At 61.8% G+C, this 20,386-nt stretch carries 18 protein-coding genes and 2 riboswitches; of the genes, 8 read left to right on the top strand and 10 right to left on the bottom strand.

All coding sequences use genetic code 11. From position 1 onward, the window contains the following. Window positions 1-204: 204 nt before the first annotated feature. Entirely contained in the window at window positions 205-795 is a 591-nt protein-coding gene (locus ACSHXH_RS09115; RefSeq protein ID WP_435671471.1) for a hypothetical protein, read from the bottom strand. Window positions 796-1,102: 307 nt separating this feature from the next. Then, window positions 1,103-1,179: riboswitch (SAM riboswitch) on the top strand. A 56-nt stretch (window positions 1,180-1,235) separates the two neighbouring features. On the opposite strand from ACSHXH_RS09115, the gene metZ reads away from it, so the two are divergent. The 6 genes from metZ to ACSHXH_RS09085 all read left to right on the top strand — a co-directional run bounded on the left by metZ (window position 1,236) and on the right by ACSHXH_RS09085 (window position 8,530). Further along, on the top strand, window positions 1,236-2,414 hold the full coding sequence (metZ, locus tag ACSHXH_RS09110; protein ID WP_435671470.1) for an O-succinylhomoserine sulfhydrylase: 1,179 nt from the start codon (window positions 1,236-1,238) through the stop codon (window positions 2,412-2,414). A gap of 133 nt (window positions 2,415-2,547) precedes the next feature. Next, complete coding sequence (gene folE2, locus ACSHXH_RS09105; protein ID WP_435671469.1) at window positions 2,548-3,645, top strand: GTP cyclohydrolase FolE2; 1,098 nt, start codon at window positions 2,548-2,550, stop codon at window positions 3,643-3,645. A gap of 276 nt (window positions 3,646-3,921) precedes the next feature. Then, a complete protein-coding gene (locus tag ACSHXH_RS09100; RefSeq protein ID WP_435671468.1) occupies window positions 3,922-4,197 on the top strand; it encodes a hypothetical protein in 276 nt (91 codons plus the stop codon). A gap of 71 nt (window positions 4,198-4,268) precedes the next feature. After that, window positions 4,269-5,429, top strand: a complete 1,161-nt coding sequence (locus ACSHXH_RS09095; protein WP_435671467.1) for a benzoate/H(+) symporter BenE family transporter — start codon at window positions 4,269-4,271, stop codon at window positions 5,427-5,429. A 57-nt stretch (window positions 5,430-5,486) separates the two neighbouring features. Continuing rightward, window positions 5,487-6,935, top strand: a complete 1,449-nt coding sequence (locus ACSHXH_RS09090; protein WP_435671466.1) for a TrkH family potassium uptake protein — start codon at window positions 5,487-5,489, stop codon at window positions 6,933-6,935. Continuing rightward, a complete protein-coding gene (locus ACSHXH_RS09085; RefSeq protein ID WP_435671465.1) occupies window positions 6,935-8,530 on the top strand; it encodes a 5-guanidino-2-oxopentanoate decarboxylase in 1,596 nt (531 codons plus the stop codon). The genes ACSHXH_RS09090 and ACSHXH_RS09085 overlap by 1 nt, the downstream gene beginning before the upstream one ends. Window positions 8,531-8,933: 403 nt before the next feature. Here the strand turns inward: ACSHXH_RS09085 and ACSHXH_RS09080 are convergent, their stop codons facing one another. Both ACSHXH_RS09080 and ACSHXH_RS09075 read right to left on the bottom strand, forming a co-directional pair. Then, the gene (locus tag ACSHXH_RS09080) at window positions 8,934-12,035 is read right to left on the bottom strand and encodes a valine--tRNA ligase (RefSeq protein WP_435671464.1); all 3,102 of its coding nucleotides are present in this window, start codon (window positions 12,033-12,035) and stop codon (window positions 8,934-8,936) included. Window positions 12,036-12,493: 458 nt separating this feature from the next. Then, on the bottom strand, window positions 12,494-12,712 hold the full coding sequence (locus ACSHXH_RS09075; RefSeq protein WP_435671463.1) for a DUF1127 domain-containing protein: 219 nt from the start codon (window positions 12,710-12,712) through the stop codon (window positions 12,494-12,496). Between the two features lie 226 nt (window positions 12,713-12,938). Here ACSHXH_RS09075 and ACSHXH_RS09070 point away from each other — a divergent pair, with 226 nt between their 5' ends. Beyond that, complete coding sequence (locus ACSHXH_RS09070) at window positions 12,939-14,006, top strand: Mrp/NBP35 family ATP-binding protein (protein WP_435671462.1); 1,068 nt, start codon at window positions 12,939-12,941, stop codon at window positions 14,004-14,006. A 38-nt stretch (window positions 14,007-14,044) separates the two neighbouring features. On the opposite strand, the gene ACSHXH_RS09065 is transcribed toward ACSHXH_RS09070, so the two are convergent. From ACSHXH_RS09065 to ACSHXH_RS09035, 7 genes are read right to left on the bottom strand one after another with little or no spacing between them, the layout of a single operon-like run. Further along, window positions 14,045-15,031, bottom strand: a complete 987-nt coding sequence (locus ACSHXH_RS09065; RefSeq protein WP_435671461.1) for a TonB family protein — start codon at window positions 15,029-15,031, stop codon at window positions 14,045-14,047. Further along, entirely contained in the window at window positions 15,031-15,417 is a 387-nt protein-coding gene (locus ACSHXH_RS09060; RefSeq protein ID WP_435671460.1) for an ExbD/TolR family protein, read from the bottom strand. Before ACSHXH_RS09060 ends, ACSHXH_RS09065 begins: the two co-directional genes overlap by 1 nt. Beyond that, window positions 15,414-15,788, bottom strand: coding sequence for an ExbD/TolR family protein (locus ACSHXH_RS09055; RefSeq protein ID WP_435671459.1), 375 nt, complete (start codon window positions 15,786-15,788; stop codon window positions 15,414-15,416). The genes ACSHXH_RS09060 and ACSHXH_RS09055 overlap by 4 nt, the downstream gene beginning before the upstream one ends. A gap of 1 nt (window position 15,789) precedes the next feature. After that, window positions 15,790-16,410 carry a MotA/TolQ/ExbB proton channel family protein gene (locus ACSHXH_RS09050; RefSeq protein ID WP_435671458.1) on the bottom strand — a complete coding sequence of 207 codons (621 nt, stop codon included), beginning with the start codon at window positions 16,408-16,410 and terminating at the stop codon, window positions 15,790-15,792. Further along, window positions 16,404-17,192, bottom strand: a complete 789-nt coding sequence (locus tag ACSHXH_RS09045; protein WP_435671457.1) for a cobalamin-binding protein — start codon at window positions 17,190-17,192, stop codon at window positions 16,404-16,406. The genes ACSHXH_RS09050 and ACSHXH_RS09045 overlap by 7 nt, the downstream gene beginning before the upstream one ends. Beyond that, entirely contained in the window at window positions 17,189-17,947 is a 759-nt protein-coding gene (locus ACSHXH_RS09040) for an ABC transporter ATP-binding protein (protein WP_435671456.1), read from the bottom strand. Before ACSHXH_RS09040 ends, ACSHXH_RS09045 begins: the two co-directional genes overlap by 4 nt. Continuing rightward, on the bottom strand, window positions 17,944-18,924 hold the full coding sequence (locus tag ACSHXH_RS09035) for a FecCD family ABC transporter permease (RefSeq protein WP_435671455.1): 981 nt from the start codon (window positions 18,922-18,924) through the stop codon (window positions 17,944-17,946). Before ACSHXH_RS09035 ends, ACSHXH_RS09040 begins: the two co-directional genes overlap by 4 nt. A 107-nt stretch (window positions 18,925-19,031) precedes the next feature. Beyond that, a riboswitch (cobalamin riboswitch) is annotated at window positions 19,032-19,213 on the bottom strand. A gap of 661 nt (window positions 19,214-19,874) precedes the next feature. Between ACSHXH_RS09035 and mraZ the strand changes: the two genes are divergently transcribed. Beyond that, the gene (gene mraZ, locus ACSHXH_RS09030; RefSeq protein WP_435671454.1) at window positions 19,875-20,384 is read left to right on the top strand and encodes a division/cell wall cluster transcriptional repressor MraZ; all 510 of its coding nucleotides are present in this window, start codon (window positions 19,875-19,877) and stop codon (window positions 20,382-20,384) included. The last annotated feature ends 2 nt before the right edge of the window (window positions 20,385-20,386 follow it).

Here is a 20,386-nt window from a genome sequence, read left to right as displayed (position 1 = left end):
CAGTCAATCGTAGCCCGAAAGATGCGTTGCAAGGCTCGGGAAAACAAAATTCGATAAGGCCCACGCATATCTGAACTCGCACGGCGAGTCTCGTGTTCCTTAACACATTAAACATGAATGTTGAGTGCCTGCGACAACCTGAGGTTCGATTGTTCGATCTTCAAAAGACATCGCGGAATTGCCATAGTACTTCAAAGATGACAGCTATTGGGTCGTTTTGCGCAGAAATTCCGGCCGTTGGGCTACTTTTTCGGCCGAAATGATGAGTCCACTGCGAAGACGTTGCGACGTCAGAAAACCGCCCAGCGTCCCATCGCACAAAGAGTCCCGTTCACACCCGAAATCATCAATCCGAGACCGGTTGGTGACCAGCAAGAGCGCGGTATCTGTCACCATCGGGCGAATGTCGAGCAACCGGGTGATCGCCACGTCGACACTGGGAAACGCATCTTCATTTACAATGATGTGAGTGAAGCTGCCTTTGATGTCGCTGAGATGCGTGAGGTTCTGTGGCAACCCAAACGAGGCAATCAATTCAACCCCGGCCTCTTCGCATTTCTGACGCATCGTCGTAAGCGCGTAGTCCTTGAACCCGACAAGAAGAACCTTCCAGTCTACATCGGCGGTTGCCTGACTTCGTGCATCCAACGTTTCGAACAGCCGGTCTTCAAGAGCTGAAATTGGCGCAAAGACATGCTTTTTGGCGGCTGGTATAGAGCGGTTTGGACATGTGTTTTTCGGCTCTGAGACAGCGGAAACTTTAAAGCCTATTGTGTAGTTTCGCAGACTGATCATTTTAACATCTCACAAATCCGATGCACAGGCGTCGTCCTTATGGGGAGCGAGTGGGCCACCGTGCAGAAGGGCGATTGCCGCCCATGATTAGCTGTTAACCGTACGCTGCGATGCGGTTGACCGTAAATCGCAACCGGAGGGCGTATAGGTATGAAGGACCTCTCTTTAGATACCCAGCGGACCAATTTGCGTGACTTGCGTGTGGGGCCTATCTTTCGATGGGTTGGGCGTATCCGACTCGCCACGCGACAAGGCGCACTGATCGTGCTTGGGGCGTCGGACTTGACCTGTGGCAGCGTGGCACGTATCGCAGCCCCGTGGCGATTTGTTACCGGATTGCGGGCCACGTTAAACATGCCGCTAAAAGGCCCGCCGAAAGCCCCTTTCGCTTGGCCGAAACGGGGCTTTTTTGATGGGTCGCGGCCCACACAGGTGATGACATGAAAGACAAGAAACCACGCACACGATTGGTGCATGGCGGCACCAAACGCAGCCAATGGGGCGAGGTCAGCGAAGCGATCTTCCTCACGCAGGGTTTTGTGTATGACACGGCCGAACAGGCGGAGCAGCGGTTCATCCAGCCCGGCCCGGATGAATATATCTACGCGCGCTACGGCAACCCCACCGTGGCGATGTTCGAAGAACGCATTGCGATGCTCGAAGGGGCGGAAGACGCCTTTGCCACCGCCAGCGGTATGGCGGCGGTCAACGGCGCTTTGGTGTCGATGCTCAAGGCGGGCGATCATCTTGTATCGGCGCGGGCGCTCTTTGGGTCGTGTCTGTATATTGTCGAAGACATCCTGCCGCGCTTTGGCGTTGAAGTGACGCTGGTGGACGGTGCCGATCTTGATCAATGGCGCGCGGCTGTGCGCCCTGACACCAAGGCGGTGTTCTTCGAGTCGATGTCGAACCCCACGCTGGAACTGGTTGATATTCAGTCGGTTTCCGAAATTGCCCACGCCCATGGCGCGCTGGTGGTTGTGGACAACGTGTTCTCGACCCCGGTGTTTTCAGAGGCATTGGATCAGGGCGCGGATGTGATCATCTATTCCTCGACCAAGCATATCGACGGGCAGGGCCGCACGCTGGGCGGTGTCATCCTTGGCACGCGCGACCACATCCGCAAGGTGGTTGAACCCTATATGAAACACACCGGCGGCTCCATGTCGCCCTTCACCGCTTGGGTGCAGCTCAAGGGGCTTGAAACGCTGGATCTGCGGGTGCGGGCACAGGCCGACAGCGCACAGGCGATTGCCGACGCGCTGGACGGGCATGCCAAGTTGCAACATGTGATCTATCCGGGCCTTGCGTCACACAAACAGGCGGCATTGGCGCAGCGGCAAATGGGGTCGGGCGGCACAATGCTGGCGATTGAGTTGGCTGGCGGCAAATCCGCGGCCTTTGCCTTTTTGAACGCGCTGGAAGTGATCGTGATCTCGAACAACCTTGGGGATGCGAAAAGCATCGTCACCCATCCAGCGACCACCACCCACCAACGCCTGAGCGCCGAACAGCGCCAAATCCTCGGTATCACTGACGGATTGGTGCGTCTTTCGGTCGGAATCGAAGATGCGGGCGACCTGATCGAGGATATCCTGACAGCCTTGGATGCCGTCTGACAGCCGGGTTTCCCCTTATGCGTGATGGCTATGAATGATCTGTGTTCAGGGCCAGACCGTATATGTTGGTAGTGGAAATGATCTGGTAAATGCCTATCTTTCAGGCATGCCAATCAGGCGAGGGGGCCTGCGTATGAATATCCATACACCTGAGATCGATCGCAAACCCAGCCGTCAGGAAGCCGAGGCTGCCTTGGCTTTGCTGCGGCAATGGGCCGGTAAATCGCATGATGCCGAGATTGATCTGGTCGATCCGGTGCTTCGCCGCCTTGTTGAAGGCGGGTCGGACATCTATCCGGTTCTGTCGCGCGCGTATCCAGATGAGTTCACCGTGAACGACGCCTACAAAGCGTCAATGCCGGACCTTCAAAACGGCCCATCCGCGTTGATCCGGGGGGCCAATCGCGGCATTCAGCATGTCGGCATTTCGAACTTCCGGTTACCCATCAGCTACCACACCCGAGACAATGGCGACCTGACGCTGGAAACCAGCGTGACCGGCACCGTAAGCCTTGAGGCCGACAAGAAGGGCATCAACATGAGCCGCATCATGCGGTCCTTCTATGTGCATGCCGATAAGACCTTCAGCTTTGGCGTGATCGAAGCGGCGTTGGACGACTACAAATCTGACCTCGACTCGTTTGACGCCCGCATCAATATGCGCCTGTCTTTCCCGATGAAGGTGAACAGCCTGCGGTCGGGGCTGACGGGGTATCAGTATTACGACATCGCGCTGGAACTGGTGGAAATCGACGGTGTGCGCCGCAAGGTGATGCATCTGGACTATGTTTATAGCTCGACCTGCCCCTGTTCGTTGGAGCTGTCCGAGCATGCGCGGCGGGAACGGGGCCAATTGGCGACACCGCATTCGCAACGCTCGGTCGCGCGGATTTCGGTCGAAGTGCTGGATGGCAAATGCCTGTGGTTCGAAGACCTGATCGACATGTGCCGCTGCGCCGTACCGACCGAAACCCAAGTCATGGTCAAGCGTGAGGATGAACAGGCCTTTGCCGAGCTGAACGCGGCCAATCCGATCTTCGTCGAAGACGCGGCCCGGCTTTTTGCCGAAACGTTGCAGGCGGATGCGCGGGTCGGGGATTACCGCGTTCTGGCCAGCCATCAGGAAAGCCTGCACAGCCATGACGCCGTGTCTGTCTTGACAGAGGGCGATCTGTTTGCCGCGGAAAGCCTTGATCCCAAGCTGTTCTCGACGCTGTTTCACGTCGGCTAAAGTGCAGCCTCAGTATCGCAAACCAGAAACGGCGGCCGTGTCCGCCGTTTTTGCGTTTCACTGGGGGGACGACCGGCGCAGACAGTGCTGAAATCCTGACCGTTTTGCCCGTTCGACAAGCAAATATCACGGGGATTGGGCCGGGTGTCGTTGCAACGCCACATATTTGGCCGGGGTCCATGCGGACTTTCGCATTTGTTCATGGTTTTGACAGGCTTTCCCGCTACCCTGCCAATTGGGAGGAAACCGACCGCGTCCAAGCCAACGAGGTTTCCAATGACACACGACCCGATGATGCAAGGCCCAAAGTCTAAAGAGAGCGTGCAGCTGACGTTTATCCGACCCGGATTGCGATCGCGGATTGACCTATACTTTGCCAGCAAAGGGCAGGGCTTTAACCCTGCCGCCTATATCCGGCAACGTATGGACAGCATCCTGCACCTTGAATCCATGACCGACGCCGAACTGGCGGCCTGTGGTTTGACGCGGGACGATATCCTGCCCTTCGTGTTCGAGGACTGCTTTAACGATGACATCGCGCAGGACGCCTGACCGGCATCTGCCTTGCTAAGCTGGAAACGGCTGGCTATGCCATTGCCAATCGTATCCGCCAAAGGCAGCCTGTGCGCCCTCCGATCCAGACAGTTTCGACCGGATGTGTTGTCGCGGTTGTTGGCTTTTTCAGCTCGTTTCCCATCGTTCTGAAAGGGCTTGCTGCGGTTGGGGCGACGCCGGAACAGGCCGCGTCCGGCCTGATGTTCGCCGCCTTGGCAATGGGTTTGTCGGGCATCGTGCTGGCGGCTTGGACACGCGCGCCTGTCAGCGTTGCATGGTCCACTCCGGGTGTTGCGCTTTTGGCGATTACACCGTTGGCGGCCACCGGGTTTGCAGAAGCGGTGTTCGGCTTTATCGTGGCAGGTGTGTTGACGCTGCTTGCGGGGCTTTGTCGTCCGCTGTCGCGGCTGGTGACAAGCATCCCTGCGTCTTTGGCACAGGCCATGCTGGCCGGGGTGCTGGTGTCGCTGTGCATTGTGCCGTTTCAGGCGTTGGCCGAGACGCCCCTGACCGCAGCGCCGATCGTCGCCACGTGGTTTCTGGCCGGGCGGATCAACCGCCTGTTTGCCGTGCCTGCCGCTGTCATAGCTGCGCTGGTGGTGGTGGGTGTGGCAAACGGGTTCGATATCCCGCTCACGGGCGGGGTGTTCACCGCGCCTGTGCTGGTGATGCCAGACCCCAGTCTTGCGGCCATCCTCAACATTGGTCTGCCGCTTTTTCTGGTCACGATGGCGACGCAAAACGTACCCGGCATCGCAGTGTTGCGCAGCTTTGGCTTCAGCCCGGAACCCCGGCCATTGCTTTCCGTCGTCGGGGGGGCCAGCGTGCTGACTGCGCCGTTTGGGGCCCCGGCGACCTGCCTTGCGGCCATCACGGCGGCCATGTGTGCCAACCCGGACTCGCACCCTGATCCAAAGCAACGCTACTGGTCCGCGATCATCGCGGGCGGGGTGTATTGCCTGTTTGGCCTGTTTGCGGCAACCATCACCGCCGTCGCCTCTGCCGCGCCGCCGATGGTTCTTGGAACGCTGGCCGGGGTGGCCTTGATCGGCGTTTTCATGAATTCCGCAAATGCTGCCCTGGCAGAGGATGCCCACCGTGAAGCGGCGGCGGTCACCTTTCTGACCACCGCGTCTGGTATGGCACTATTCGGGCTAAGTGCTGCTGTTTGGGGGCTGATGCTGGGTGGTCTGGTGCATGTCGTCACGTCGCGGATGCGCCGCACATGACCCGCAGACGCGCCGCGATACTTGACACCCCGGCGGTCCGGGGACAACGGTAAGCCCATGTTCGACATCCGTCCTGTAGCCTATGTGATCGGCCTTCTGGTCGCTGCTCTCGGGGCAGCGATGCTGTTGCCCATGCTGGTCGATCTGGCCGAGGGCCGGGGAGAATGGCATGTGTTCCTGCAAAGCTCTGTGCTCACCATGTTTTCCGGGGGACTGATCGCGCTGGCTTCGGCCAATGGCGTCAAAGAAGGGCTGTCCATTCAGCAAACCTTCCTGCTCACCACCGGGGTCTGGGTGGCGCTGCCGATTTTCGGGGCCATCCCCTTCGTGCTGGGCGACACCGACGCACGCTTTGTCGATGCGTTTTTCGAGGCCATGTCGGGCCTCACCACCACCGGATCAACGGTGTTTTCCGGTCTCGAAGACCTGCCCAAGGGTATCTTGCTGTGGCGCGGCCTGCTGCAATGGCTGGGCGGGATCGGGATCATCGTTGTGGCCATGGTGTTCCTGCCCGAACTCAGGGTCGGGGGCATGCAGATTTTCCGCACCGAATCCTTTGATACGATGGGCAAAATCCTGCCCCGCGCGACCGAGATTTCGGCCTCGATCTCGACCATTTACATCGCCATCACCATCGCTTGCGCAACCAGCTATTACGTTGTCGGCATGGATGTGTTTGACGCCACGGTACACGCGCTCACCACGGTCTCGACGGGCGGGTTTTCGAACTACGACGCGTCGTTTGGCACGTTTCAGGGACCGGCGGAATATGTGGCATCCGTGTTCATGATCGCCGCCGCCTTGCCGTTTGTGCGCTTTGTGCAGATGACCAAGGGCAATTATCGGGTGCTTTGGAAAGACAGCCAAATTCGCGCCTTTATGGCCACCATCGCGGTGCTTGTGCTGGTCACGGCCTTTACGCTGACCCATATCTTCCCGCATCGCCCCGAACAGGCGTTCCGTGAGGCGCTGTTCAATATCGTGTCGATCATGACCGGAACAGGCTATGCCAGCGTTGACTACATGGGGTGGGGGCCGTTCCTGATCTCGGTCTTCTTCTTTATCGGCCTGATCGGCGGCTGCGCGGGGTCGACCTCGTGTTCGATCAAGATTTTCCGCTATCAACTGCTGTTTGCGTCGATCAAGGTGCAATTGCGCAAGATCCGATCGCCGCATGGCGTGTTCATGCCCCGCTATTCCGGGCGTCCGGTGGGCGAAGATGTGTTGAACTCGGTGATCTCGTTTTTCGTGTTTTTCGTGATCACGCTGGGGGTTCTGTCGGTTGGCCTGGGCATGACCGGGCTTGATCTGATCACGTCTGTGTCCGGTGCGGCCACTGCGCTGGCGAATATCGGCCCCGGCCTTGGCCCAGAGATTGGCCCGTCGGGCAATTTCGCAGGTCTGAATGACACCGCGAAATGGATGCTGACACTGGGTATGTTGCTCGGGCGGCTCGAACTTTTGGCAGTCTATGCCATCTTCACCGTCAGTTTCTGGAGAGCGTGATGACCCAACAGCCTCTTGGCGCGCAGATGTCGCAAATGCTCAAGGATCGCGGGGTCGACACGATCTTTGGCATCCCCGGTGTGCACAATGTCGAACTGTATCGCGGGATCGAGCAGGCGGGCATCACCCATGTGCTGGCGCGGCACGAACAAGGCGCGGGTTTTATGGCCGATGGCTATGCCCGGGCCAGCGGCAAGCCGGGTGTGGCCTATGTGATCACGGGGCCGGGGCTGACCAATATCCTGACGCCGCTGGGACAGGCCTATTCCGACAGCGTTCCTGTGCTGGCGATCTCGTCCTGTCTGGATGAAACAGCCGCACGGCGTGGACAGTTGCACCAGATGCGTGACCAGCGCGCGGCGGCGGAAACTGTTTGTGCATGGTCCGAAGAGGCGCGCAGTGCTGACGCGGCTTATGCGCTGATCGACCGAGCGTTTGACCACTTCGCCAGCACCCGCGCGCGGCCCTGCCATGTGCAGGTGCCCATTGCGACCTTGGGCGCTTTGGCAGGCCCGGCACCGCGTCCGCCTGTGGCGCGGCCCCGATACCCTGCCGCGTCCCATGCCGATGTCACGCGCGTCGTAGACGCTGTGCTTGCCGCGCAAAAGCCGCTCTTTGTGTTTGGCGGCGGAGCTGTGGCGGGGGCCAGGGCGGTCCCTGATCTGCTGCGCCAGACCGGCGCGGCGAGCTTTGTCACCTATGCCGCACGCGGCGTGGTGCCGGCGGACCAGCCGCTTTATCTCGGCAGCTTTCTGGCCCGCACCGACAGTGCAGACGTGGCCGCGCAGGCCGATCTTGTGATTGCTGTTGGCACAACCCTGTCTGAGGTCGATCTTTGGCGTCCCACGCTGGGCCACACCGCGCCGATGATCCGGGTGGATATTGATCCCGAAAACTTCGCTGGTCTGGGGCCGCAGGACACCGCGATCCTTGCCGATGCGGGTGCGTTCCTGCACGCCATGTCCATCGCCATTCCGGCGCGCACCGACGACAAGCCCGCCAAATGGGACATCCCCGCCATCGCCCGCAAACGCGCCGCATGGCGGGCCGAAGTAGATGCCGAACGCCCTGGCATCGTGCCGATCTGTGCTGCCCTGCAAGAGGTGCTGCCAGACGACACCATGATCTATTCGGACATGACCCAATTTGCATATGCCGCGAAAGAGGTGTGGGACATGCCGCGTCCGGGGCATTGGCATCACCCGTATGGCTTTGGCACACTGGGTTACGCGTTGCCCGCCGCCATCGGCGGGGCGGTGGCGCGACCGGGCAAACCGACACTGGCCATCGCGGGGGATTACGGCCTGCAATACACCATCCAGGAGTTGGGCACGGCGGTGGAGCTGGGCGTGCCGCTGCCGATCCTTGTCTGGGACAATGGTAAGCTGGGCGAGATCGAAGACAGCATGATCCGCAGCCAGATCGCGCCCAATGCGGTTGTGGCGCGGAACCCGGATTTTCTTGCCCTCGCGCGGGCGTATGGGGCAGGGGCGGTGCACCCCGACAGCCTTGCGGCCCTGCAACGCGCCGTGACAGCGGCGTTTTTGGCACAGGGACCAACGGTGATCCGCGTCACAGCCGACATCGCGGGCTGATCCAGCCGTCGAAGGACCGCGCGATTCACTTGCTCGGGGCTGACCGCGCCGCCCTTGGCACGCCCACCGCGCGCATCATTGGCAGGTCGTTAACCCCAACCGCGCAAAACCCGTCGCACGATGCGCATCGAGCGGACAGGGTCACTCCCACACCGCGACCACCATGACTTTGCTCTTCATGCCCCCTTATGGGGGACGACCATGACAGACCGGTCAATCAGGCCCCGTGGCGGGGGTACAGGTCCGGGGGACATCCCCCGAAGCGACAGAGAACGGTCATGGCCCTAAGGGGCGGCGCCGCGTCTTTACCAAGACAGGGAGGTTCGCTCCCAAACGAAAACCACCCGGCGGAGGCAACCTCCGACCGGGCGTTTCGCGTGGCTGCCCCCCAAAAAAGAGCAGTTCAACCCAGTTCGGCCAAACGGTCGAGCGCGTCTTGCAATTTGGCCGCCTCGTCTTCGCGCGCGGCCAGATTGGCGCGGGTTTCCTCGACCACCTCATCCGGCGCGCTTGCGACGAATTTCGGATTGCCCAACCGGCCCTTCATCCCGCCTATTTCCTTGGCCAGCTTTTGCAACGCCTTGTCCAGCCGGTCTTTTTCCGCCCCCACATCAATGATGTCGGCCAGCGGTATGCCAAAGGTCGCGCCATCGGCAGGCACCGTGGCACAGCCTTTGGGGAAGGCATCAACCACCGTCAGGTCGTCGATCCGGGCCAGACGCTTGATCAGCATTTCGTTGCGATCCCACGCAGCGCGGGCACTGTCACCGTAATCCTTGACCACCAGCGGCAGGTACAGGCCCACGGGCACATGCATCTGCTGCCGCGCCGACCGAATGCCTTCGATCAGGCCAATCACCCAGTTCATCTCGCGGTCAGCCTCGGCGTCGATCAGGTCGTCGCCATAGGTCGGCCAATCGGCGTGGACCAGCATCTTGGAGCGTGTCCCCGTCACCGCCCAAAGCTCTTCGGTGATAAAGGGCATGATCGGGTGCAACAGGATCAGGCATTGGTCAATGACCCACGCCATGGTTTGCTTGGTCTCGGCGGTGTGTGGGCCATCATCCAAGAGCAGCGGCTTGGAGAATTCGACGTACCAGTCGCAGACCTTGCCCCAGACAAAGCGATACAGCGCCGCCGCCGCGTCATCAAAGCGGTAGGCGTCCAGCGCCGCGTCCACCTCGGCGCGGACGCGGGCGGTTTCTCCGATGATCCAGGTGTTCACGGTCGCGGTGGCTGTGGGGATGTCGGCGGACGGTGTGCGGCCCTCGAACACGCCATTCATCTCGGCAAAGCGCGTCGCGTTCCAAAGCTTGGTGCTGAAATTCCGGTATCCGGCGATGCGCTGCATATCGAGCTTGAGCACACCGCCAAGCGACGCCATAGACGCGTTGGTAAACCGCATCGCATCTGCGCCGTATTCGTCAATGATCTCAAGCGGATCAACCACGTTGCCCAGCGATTTGGACATCTTCTTGCCCTTGGCGTCGCGCACGAGGCCGTGCAGGTAGACGTCCTTGAACGGCACCTGATCGACGACCGCCAGTTGCATCATCATCATCCGCGCGACCCAGAAGAACAGGATGTCCTGCCCTGTGATCAACACGGATGTCGGGAAATACTTTGCCAGTTCGGGCGTCTGTTCCGGCCAGCCCAGCGTGCCGATGGGCCAGAGACCGGAGGAGAACCATGTGTCGAGCACGTCGGGGTCGCGGTAGAGTTTGATTGTTTCGCCTGACGACTGTTTGACGAGGTTTCCTTCGCTATCGTACTCATCGTATGGGCTGGTTTCGATCGCTGAGACAAACATGTTGATAGCCATGTCTCCATGATCTTCATGTGAGATTTCAACATCGCCTCCGTAGTATTCACGTGCGAGTTTCAGAACCTCTTTCTCAGTTGCCGCACAAAACGGCTTCGCTGTGCCGTAGGCTACCCCGGTGCCATCTTGGGTAAGGGTCGGTCCATACCACACCGGGATCTGATGTCCCCACCAAAGCTGGCGCGAGATGCACCAGGGTTCGATATTCTCGAGCCAGTGGTAATAGGTCCGCTCGCCCGATTCCGGCACGATCCTGACCTGACCCGAGCGCACGGCGTCCAGCGCGGGGCCGACGATCTTTTCGGCGTCCACGAACCATTGGTCGGTCAGCATCGGCTCGATCACCACCTTTGAGCGGTCGCCGAAGGGCTGCATGATCGGCTTGGCCTCGACCAGCGGGACCAGTTCGGCGGGGTCGTCCTCTTCGCCCAGCTTGCGGCCCAAGACAGGGTTGTCGGCGTGGGTCATCACCGCCAGACCTTCTTCGGTGATCTCGTCGATCACGGCCTTGCGCGCCGCAAACCGGTCCAGCCCGCGCAGGTGATCGGGGACAAGGTTCAGCGCGTCGGTTTCCGCCTCGGTCAGTGTGCGTTCGCCGCGCGCCACGGCACCGGCGATCATCGCCGCCTCGGCATAAGGCGCGCCGTCGTCGCGCATATGCGCCTTGGTGTCCATCAGGCGGTAGCAGGGGATGTTCCCGCGCTTGGCGACACCGTAGTCGTTGAAGTCATGCGCGCCGGTGATCTTGACCGCGCCAGAGCCGAAGGTGGGATCGGGGTATTCATCCGTGATGATCGGGATCAGGCGGCGGTGTTCTTTCGGGCCAACCGGGATCTCGCACAGCTTGCCCACAATCGGCGCATAGCGTTCATCCGACGGGTGAACCGCCACCGCGCCGTCGCCCAGCATGGTTTCGGGGCGCGTCGTGGCGATAGAGATGTAGTCGCGCTCTTCCTCAAGCGTGACATTCCCGTCCTCGTCTTTTTCGATATACGTATAGGTCGCGCGTTCTCCATTTTCTTTGGCCGCCAAAGGGTATTTGAAGTGCCACATGTGGCCGGGGTTCTCGATATTCTCGACTTCGAGATCAGAGATCGCGGTCTCGAAATGCGGGTCCCAGTTGACCAACCGCTTGCCGCGATAGATCAGGCCCTTGTCGTACATATCAACAAAGACCTTGATCACCGCGTCGTGGAAGTTCGGACCGTGTCCGCGATCCGGGTCGCCCGCAGCACCACCCATGGTGAATGCCTCGCGTGACCAATCTGCGGATGCGCCAAGGCGCTTGAGCTGCCCGATGATCGTGCCACGGGATTTGACTTTTTGCTGCCAGACCCGATCCAGAAACGCCTCACGCCCCATTTCGCGGCGCGGTGGTTCGCCATTGGCGGCCATTTCGCGCTCGGTCACCATCTGCGTGGCGATGCCCGCATGGTCTGTGCCCGGCTGCCAGAGCGTGTCAAACCCCCGCATCCGGTGCCACCGCACAAGGATGTCCTGCAACGTGTTGTTGAACGCGTGGCCCATGTGCAACGATCCCGTCACGTTGGGCGGCGGAATCATCACGCAGAACGTGTCCTCGCGCGACGCATTTGCGCCGGCCTTGAAGGCTCCACTGTCTTCCCACGCCTTGTAGAGCCGTGCTTCGGCGGCCTGGGCGTCGAATGTCTTTTCCATCGCCATGGGGTCAATTCCCGCTTTTGTGCCGCCCCACCGGGCGACAGATGTTCCGTTGCGCCTCATCTAGCGAAAGGGCGGGGAAAGGAAAACCCAAGCGGGGCGCAAAACTGTCTGGTGGCCCCCCCGCAAAAGAAAAAACGGTGATGCCAAGGGAGGAGAGGCATCACCGTTTCCAGTTCACGATGTCCAGGGAGGAGGAGAGGACATCGAGCTCGTGTGGGCCGAAGCCCGAAACTTGCGACGGTGACGCTAGGGAGGAGGAAAAGCGCCACCGTCTTAATCACGACATCCAGGGAGGAGGAGAGGATGCCGATCTGATGTAGGCCGAAGCCCGAAACTTGCGACGGTGACACAAGGGAGGAGGAGATGTGCCACCGTCTAATACGGAGCGCCCAGGGAGGAGGAGATGGCGTCCGATAGGGTTGGCGAGGGGCCCGTGGGCCATGCTCGCCGAATTGGTTTCAGCTTTCGTACGCTGCCTGATAGGCGACGCGGCGGATTTCGCTGCGGTGCAGACCGAGGTCGCACAATTCTCGGTTCGACAGCGCGCCAAGTTCGCGCACCGTGTCGCGGTAGACCTTGCGATGGGCTGCTTTGACCCGGTACTCTGCGATCACAGCGGCGACCCGATCAAGGATGCTGGTGCCGAAGGTGCTGATGCTGTTGGTTTCGTATGCCATGTGACTGCTCAGTTCGAATTTGTGTGTTTCCGTTCGCTTGGCACAAAGATAGGCAAATGCTGCAACTGCACAATAGGTTTTTGGCTCAACGCTGCTATGCAGCAATTGCATAGGCCCATTGGTTCAAATTTGTGCGTTTTGCGCTAACGGGACTAATTTTGGGGCATTGGGTTGAAGCTGCGCGGCTTGGCTGCCATCTCTGTTACAGAACGATGAAAGGGTGTGCATGTCCGTAACGTCCGAGCAGATTCGCACCGCTTTGGCCCGTGTGGCGATTCCCGATGGCAAAGACCTGATTTCGGCCGATCTTGTGCGGGCGATCCAGGTCGATGGCAGTGTCGTGCGCTTTGTAATCGAAGCGCCATCGCCGGAAATAGCCCGCCTTATGGAACCTGTGCGCAAGGCCGCAGAGGCGGTGGTGGCCGAATTGCCGGGTGTGTCGGACGTGACCGTTGCGCTGACGGCGCATGGCCCAGCCGCAAAAGCGCCCACCGGATTGAAGATCGGTGGACACCCCAAGCCGCAGGCGGAATCGCTGAAACCCTCAGGGGTGTCGCGCATCCTGGCGATTGGGTCGGGAAAGGGCGGTGTCGGCAAATCCACCGTGTCGTCCAACCTCGCCGTTGCCCTGGCCCGCGCCGGACGGCGGGTTGGCCTGTTGGATGGCGACATCTACGGCCCCAGTGTGCCGCGCATGATGGGGGTGTCACAAAAACCCGAAAGCCCGGATGGCCAGACCATTATTCCGCTCGTCGCGCATGGTGTGACGGTCATGTCCATCGGTCTGATGCTGCCCGAGGAAAAGGCGCTTGTCTGGCGCGGTCCGATGCTGATGGGGGCGTTGCAACAGATGTTGTCGCAGGTGGCGTGGGGCGATCTGGATGTGCTGATCGTCGATCTGCCGCCGGGCACGGGCGATATCGCAATGACCCTGTGTCAAAAGGCGCAGGTGTCCGGGGCCATTGTTGTGTCCACGCCCCAAGATGTGGCGCTTCTGGACGCGCGCAAGGCGCTGGATATGTTCGAGACGCTGAAAACCCCGGTGCTTGGCCTGATCGAGAACATGGCCGTCTTCACCTGTCCGCATTGTGGCGGGCAAAGCCATATCTTCGGATCAGGTGGCATGGTCGATGAGGCCGCGGCGCGGGGCATCCCGCTTTTGGCGCAATTGCCGCTGGACCTTGAGACCCGGCTCGCGGGCGATGGTGGCGTGCCTGTGGCGTCTGGGGATGGGCCGATGGCGGATGCCTATGCGATTCTCGCGGATCGACTGATCGAAGGCGGTATGGCCTGAGCGGGGCGGCACTGCGCCACGCGCGGTCGACCGAGCGTTCACCGCGCGACAGTCAGGCGTTGGCTGAACCTGTAGGTGGATTTGGTCAGACCGTCGGGGGCGCGCGGAAACCGGGCGCGTTTCGCCGCCGCCAGCGCTGCCTGATCCAGACGGCTGTTGCCCGAGGACGCCGCAAGCGACACGGCCGCAACCTGCCCTGACGGCGCAATCGAAATCACCAGTGTCACGTTGCCCTGCACCCCGCGCGGTGGTCGGTGTGCGCGGCGCAAGGCCGATGTGATCTCTGCGCCCCATGTTTGTTCCAAGCGCACCAGTTGCGCTGTCGACGGTCCGCGCGGAGCGGCTTTGGTGGCAGGGGCTGGTTTGGCGGTCTGGGCAGGGCCTGTGCCTTGCGTGTCTGGCGCTGCACGCGCCGTGCCTTGCGCAGCCTTGGGGCGCGACGCGGCGGGCGCCACCGGACGGTCCGGGCGCAGTTCGGGGCGCAGTGATGCGATTGGTGCTGTGCGGCTGACAGGGGGGGATGTGTCCACCTGCGGGGCAAAGGGCGTGTCCGGTATCGCGCTGGGCTGCTGCGGCGTCATTGGGCGCGCTGTGGCGTGTGTGTCGGGCAGGCGGGGGGTATCTGTGGGCGGCACAGTGGGTGTGCCAAGCGTGTCCGGGGTCGTTTCGGCCAAGGGCGCAAACGGTGCGGGCAGGCGTGTTTCGGCGTTTGGCAGATCGGGGGCCGGGCTGGGTGCGGTCAGCGCGATTGTCTGCGTTTGCGGTTTGGGCGGCGCGTCCTGTGCTGGGCGATCCGGCGGCGATACCGTTTCGGGACGCGCCAGAACGGGGGCGTCGCTGATCTCGGGCGGGCGGTCCCAGGTCTGTACCATTGCGGCAAGCGTGGGCGTGGCCGCCTGAAGCGTGACCTCTGCCGTGCCACTGCGATCTGTGCTGCCCCCTGTGGCCAACGGCGCCACAACCAGCGTAGCGGCGTGCAGCGCGCCGGACAGGGCAAGGAATGCTGTGATCTCAAGAAACCGCATCAGCTGCCCTCGGTCACAAGGTCGATGCGAGTGGCCCCCAGTGCCGTCAGCTGCCCCAGTATCCGGGCCAGCGTCGCGGCGTGAAGGGCAGCGTCGGCGTGCACACGCAGCGGGGTGTCCATCCCCCGCGCTGCGCGAGCCAGTGCCGCGTCCCCGCGTGCGTCCTCGAACGCTATTTCGCCCCCGGCGCTGATATAAAGGGCGCTTTGGCCTGTGTCGCCGTCGCCTGTCGCGCGGGGCAGGTCCATGTCAAAGGGCGCGGGCGGTACGACCTGCGCAGTCATCAGGAAAAAGATCAGCAGCAGAAACACCACGTTGATCATAGGCACAACGGATTCCTGCGCGCGGCGCCGGGAACGTGGTGCCAAGGGCGCGCGGCGTCTCATTCGAGCACCACAAGGTTGGACCAGCCCGCTGCGCGCAGGGTGCCCATCGCGTCAAGCAGGTGTTGCACTGATGCGCCATCGCGGGGGCGCAGGATGATGATGTCATCCTCTGATCCCATGAGCGGGGACAGCGCCGCCACCGTGTCGGGCGCGTCAATCCCGTTGACCCTCAGCCCGTCAGGCCGGACCGTGACAAGGCGCGGCGGGCCGTCATAGCTTTGGGTGGCGCCGCTCGACAGGGTGACCGGGATCGCGTCTGTCACTCCGAACCGCGCGGCCAGCATGAAGAAGACCAGCAACAGGAACACCACGTCGATCATCGGGGTCAGCCCGATGCGCCGTCTGCGTGTCTGATGCACAAGGTTCAGCATGTCAGTCCCGTTTTCCCTTTGCCAGAACGCGGGTGGCAAGATCGTCGAAATCATGCGCCAGCCGGTCATTGATGCTGTCAAACCAGCTGAGCGCCATGGAGGCGGGGATCGCCACGGCCATGCCTGCCGCGGTGGTCAGAAGCGCCTCCCAGATGCCCCCGGCCAGCGCCGAAGGATCAGCGCGCGCGCCGCTGTCCTGTAGCGCCTGAAACGCATCGATCATGCCCAGAACAGTGCCCAAAAGCCCCACCAGCGGTGCGATGGTGGCAATCAGATCAAGCGCGCGCAAGCCGCTGCCCGCGTCCATCAGCGCGCCACGGGCGATGCGCGCGGTCTCGTCCCGTGCATCCTCGGGGGGAAGGGTCTGCGCGGCCTGCATCGCGGTCCTGACCACGCGGGCGCGCAGGCCGGTGCGGGTGTGCAGGTGGGTCAGAGCCGCGTTGTGCTGGCCGGTTTGCCACAGGCCCACCGCCTGTTCGGTGGCATCGCGCCGCCATGCGCCCATGCGCGACAGCCGCCACAGTTTCCAAAGGATCAGGCCAAGGGTCACAACGCTCAGCCCCGCGATGACCCACAGGGCCGGGCCGCCGATGTTCAGGAAGGTGGTGAGGTTGGTCAGCATGCGGGGGCGTCCTTGGGGAAGAGTGCGGCGATCAGGGCATCAAGCCCATCGGTCAATGCGGCAGGGCCGGGTTGCAGGATGAGGGGCGATTTGATTTCCACGATGCGGCCCGAGGCGACCGCCGGGATCGTGTCCCATCCGGGGCGGGCGGCGATCTTTTCGGGTCGTACTTTCTTGCCACACCAAGACGCCACGATAACGTCCGGGGCGGCGGCGATCACGTCGTGAGACGTCACAATGCGGTTCTTGGCCGACGCCTCATGGCGCAGATGGGCAAAGCAATCGGTGCCGCCCGCCATGGCGATCAGGTCGGACACCCAGCCGATGCTGGTGATCATCGGGTCGTCCCATTCCTCAAAATAGACACGGGGGCGATGGTGTCGTGTGGCGGCGCGCAGGGTGGCGATGCGGGTTTCATAGGAACGCGCCAAGGCGTCTGCCTGATCTGCGCAATCGGTGAGGCGGCCCAGTGTGCGGATCATCCGCAGGATGCCCGCCACGTCGCGCTGGTTGAAGGCCATCACCTCGATTCCGTCGCGGATCAGATCGGCTGCGATGTCGGCTTGCAGGTCCGAGAAGGTCAGGACCAGATCTGGCTTTAGCGCGAGGATCTTGGGGATGTCGGCGGATGTGAACGCGCCGACGCGGGGCTTTTCCTGCCGCACCCGTTTGGGGCGCACGGCGTAGCCGGTGACCCCGACGATACGGTGATCCTGCCCCAGCAGGTAGAGCGTTTCGACCGTTTCTTCGGTCAGGCAGACGATGCGCTGCGGGCCGGTCATGACAGCACGCCCAAGGGCTGCACGATCGGGCCATCGGGGGTGTCCAGTACCTTGGCATCGAGACGGAACACCTGTGCAAGCCGGTCCGGGGTCAGCACATCCTGCGGCGGGCCGTCGGCGATGATGCGCCCGGCGCCCATCATGATGAGCCGGTTGCAATAGCGCGCTGCCAGCGACAGATCATGCAACGAGGTCAGCACGGCGCGGCCTTCTTGAGCGAGCGTCTGGAACACCTGGAGCGTGGCGATCTGGGCGGCGGGATCAAGCCCGGCGATCGGTTCATCCGCCATCAGAAGCGGTGTGTCCTGTGCCAAGGTGCGGGCGATCAGTACGCGGGCCTGTTCGCCGCCCGACAGCGCTGTGGCAAGCCGGGTGCGGAAGGTGTCCAGACCCATCCGCGTCAGCGCGGCATCGACCGCGGCCTGGTCGGTCGGGGACAGCGATGCGCCGCGTGCCAGATAGGGCAGGCGGCCCAGTGCCACGATCCGTTCCACGGTCATTGGCCATGCGATGTCGCGGGTCTGGGGCAGCCATGCGGCCTGGGAGGCGCGGCGCTTGGGCGGCATGGCCGCCAGCGTGCTGGTGCCCTCGAACGGCAATAGCCCCAGCGCGCCGCGCAACAGCGATGTCTTGCCCGCGCCGTTGGGGCCGATCAGGCCGACGCATTCTCCGGCGGCGATGCTGAAGGACGCGGTGTCCACCACCGGGCATTCGCCGCGCCGCACGGTCAGGTTTTGCACGGACAGGAGCGTCATGCGATTTCCCTCCGTGTCTTATATATAAGATGCAGGAACAACGGGGCGCCGATCAGGGCCATGACGACACCCAGTTTCAGGTCGCGTTCCGGCAGGACCAGTCGGGTCACAAGGTCTGCGGCCATGACCATCGCCGCGCCGCCCAGTGCCGAGGCCCAAAGCAGGGTGGATGGGCGACCTTGGGCAAAGCGGCGCAGGATATGCGGCACCACGAGGCCGACAAACCCGACCGCACCCGCGACGGCCGTGGCCGCGCCAACGGCGGCGGCGGTGCCGAACAGCAGGTGCAGGCGCAGGCGCGACAGGGAAATCCCCATCGCCTCGGCCGCGTCTTCGCCCAGTGTCAGGGCATCGAGCCCGCGCCCAAGGCTGGCCAGAAAGATCCAGCCCAAGGTCATGATCGGCACCACCAGCCAGACATGGGTCATGGCGCGGTTGGCGACCGATCCCATCATCCAGAACATGATCTCAGAGGCGGCGTAGGGGTTGGGTGACAGGTTCAGCGTCAGCGATGTAAGGGCGGCGGCAAAGGCCGACACGGCGATCCCGGCAAGGATCAGGGTCAGGGACGATCCGCGCGGTCCGGCCAGCAGCAGGATCAACCCGACCGCAAGCGCGGCAAACACCAGCGCTGTGAGGGGCAGGGCCAGGAAGAACATCGCCGCAAACCCGGTTTGCAGGGCAAGTACCGCCCCAAGCGCGGCAGAGCCCGAAACCCCGATCAGGCCCGGTTCGGCAAGCGGGTTGCGCAGGTAGCCCTGCATCGCAGCGCCCGCGAGGCCCAGTGACACGCCGATCATGGCCGCAAGCAGTGTGCGGGGCAGGCGGATGTCCTGCATCACCGTGACGAATACGGGATTGCCCCGGCCAAACAGCGCGGCCAGTCCTTCGGGGATCGAGATCGCTGCATAGCCCACAAAAAGCGATGCGCAGAACATCGCTCCCGTTACAGCCATCAGCGCACAAAAGAGCTTCACTGCTCTGCCTCCCGCGCGTTCAACACATCATGTCTTCGGGAGCGTCCCAAAGACGGTGACTGTCACCACACCGGAGTACCGTCACATCCCGCGCGCCCCGCCCGAGTGTAGGGTGAACTGTCACGGCAGGTCTCCTGACTTGCGGGTCGGGGCGTGTGTCGGGCCTTCCCGGTTTCCCAGTGGCATATGCCGAACACGCTCGCCGCGTACAGTTGCGGGGGCAGTCGTGGAATTGAACCACGTTCCCTTTTCACCGGGGGTTGCCCGGACCATGACAGGATTTGCGTACAACCGGGCCCACCGCATTGCAAGCGTCGTGCGGCCGCGGCGCGTCTGAGGTTTGGCATGGGAAAAGATGGGACGGAGTTGGCGGCAGGGCGCCGCAAGAGCGAATCACGGGGTTGATTCGGGGCTGAATCCGGGATTTTAAGCGGATATTGATATGAATTGCCGGTCTGAAATTCTGTGTTCTTGTTTTGTTTTATCTTGATGCGGGAATTTATGGGCTGTGTTGGGTCAAGGTAGTTTTCTCTATATCTTGTGGTTCATGTGGATTGGTCTGGCTTATTTGGATACTATCGCCTCAGTTAAGCGCTAAACCCTGTGTTTCATTGGTGTGTTGATCAGTATCTTGTGTCGATTTCTCATAAAAACTGTTGCGACCCATAGTTTCCCATGGCATCCCTAATGCACGAGATGAGAGCAGGAACAGCAAACGGGGCGACACAGACCCCGACGCGGTATCCAAAATAAAAAAATAGCAGGCTTCATACAGGCACTTGCTTTCATCAAACACAGAGATCCGGCGCGCGGGCGAGCAGACATCCCCCCAGGTGGCGCGCGCAGTCGGACTTCCCGGCAACGGGACACGGACGGCGGGTTGATCAGTGGCAGCAGATCAACCCGCCGTTTCCGTTTCCGGAGCAGATATTGAAAGGACCAGTAGGGCAGTGACCCGAAAGCTGAGGTTCAGAGGTGAAAGTCATCACAAGGTTGATGGCAAAGGCAGGGTGTCTATCCCGGCCTCGTTTCGCCGTGTTCTCGAAGCCGGTGATCCAAGCTTTACCGCAGGTCTGAACCCCGAATTGGTTATTGTGTACGGCGACACCCGCCGCAAATACCTTGAATGTTATACGGTCGCGGCCATCGAAGAGGTGGACGAAAAGATCGAAGCGCTCCCGCGTGGGTCGGTTGAGCGCAAGATGTTGCAGCGGCTTTTCAACGGCCAATCACATTCGACGAGCGTGGATGAAACCGGGCGGCTGGTGCTGCCGGCAAAGCTGCGCCAGAAGATTGGACTGTCGGCCGAGGCGTTCTTTATCGGCGCTGGTGACACGTTCCAAATCTGGGACCCCGAGACGTTTGACGCCGAAGAGCAGGCGGCAACGGATGAGTGGCTGGACGAGCTTCCTGATGATGTAGACCCGCTGATCTTCCTGGATCAGCAGCCTGGGGGCTGATC

This window comes from Marivita sp., assembly GCF_051251565.1.
Classification (GTDB): domain Bacteria; phylum Pseudomonadota; class Alphaproteobacteria; order Rhodobacterales; family Rhodobacteraceae; genus Marivita.
This window is presented reverse-complemented; position numbering and strand designations above follow the sequence as displayed.

Excerpts from the sequence above, each read along its gene's own strand:
- ACSHXH_RS09115 (WP_435671471.1), bottom strand. The coding sequence starts at position 795 with ATGATCAGTCTGCGAAACTACACAATAGGCTTTAAAGTTTCCGCTGTC.
- metZ (WP_435671470.1), top strand. The coding sequence starts at position 1,236 with ATGAAAGACAAGAAACCACGCACACGATTGGTGCATGGCGGCACCAAA.
- folE2 (WP_435671469.1), top strand. The coding sequence starts at position 2,548 with ATGAATATCCATACACCTGAGATCGATCGCAAACCCAGCCGTCAGGAA.
- ACSHXH_RS09100 (WP_435671468.1), top strand. The coding sequence starts at position 3,922 with ATGACACACGACCCGATGATGCAAGGCCCAAAGTCTAAAGAGAGCGTG.
- ACSHXH_RS09090 (WP_435671466.1), top strand. The coding sequence starts at position 5,487 with ATGTTCGACATCCGTCCTGTAGCCTATGTGATCGGCCTTCTGGTCGCT.
- ACSHXH_RS09085 (WP_435671465.1), top strand. The coding sequence starts at position 6,935 with ATGACCCAACAGCCTCTTGGCGCGCAGATGTCGCAAATGCTCAAGGAT.
- ACSHXH_RS09080 (WP_435671464.1), bottom strand. The coding sequence starts at position 12,035 with ATGGCGATGGAAAAGACATTCGACGCCCAGGCCGCCGAAGCACGGCTC.
- ACSHXH_RS09075 (WP_435671463.1), bottom strand. The coding sequence starts at position 12,712 with ATGGCATACGAAACCAACAGCATCAGCACCTTCGGCACCAGCATCCTT.
- ACSHXH_RS09070 (WP_435671462.1), top strand. The coding sequence starts at position 12,939 with ATGTCCGTAACGTCCGAGCAGATTCGCACCGCTTTGGCCCGTGTGGCG.
- ACSHXH_RS09065 (WP_435671461.1), bottom strand. The coding sequence starts at position 15,031 with ATGCGGTTTCTTGAGATCACAGCATTCCTTGCCCTGTCCGGCGCGCTG.
- ACSHXH_RS09060 (WP_435671460.1), bottom strand. The coding sequence starts at position 15,417 with ATGAGACGCCGCGCGCCCTTGGCACCACGTTCCCGGCGCCGCGCGCAG.
- ACSHXH_RS09055 (WP_435671459.1), bottom strand. The coding sequence starts at position 15,788 with ATGCTGAACCTTGTGCATCAGACACGCAGACGGCGCATCGGGCTGACC.
- ACSHXH_RS09050 (WP_435671458.1), bottom strand. The coding sequence starts at position 16,410 with ATGCTGACCAACCTCACCACCTTCCTGAACATCGGCGGCCCGGCCCTG.
- ACSHXH_RS09045 (WP_435671457.1), bottom strand. The coding sequence starts at position 17,192 with ATGACCGGCCCGCAGCGCATCGTCTGCCTGACCGAAGAAACGGTCGAA.
- ACSHXH_RS09040 (WP_435671456.1), bottom strand. The coding sequence starts at position 17,947 with ATGACGCTCCTGTCCGTGCAAAACCTGACCGTGCGGCGCGGCGAATGC.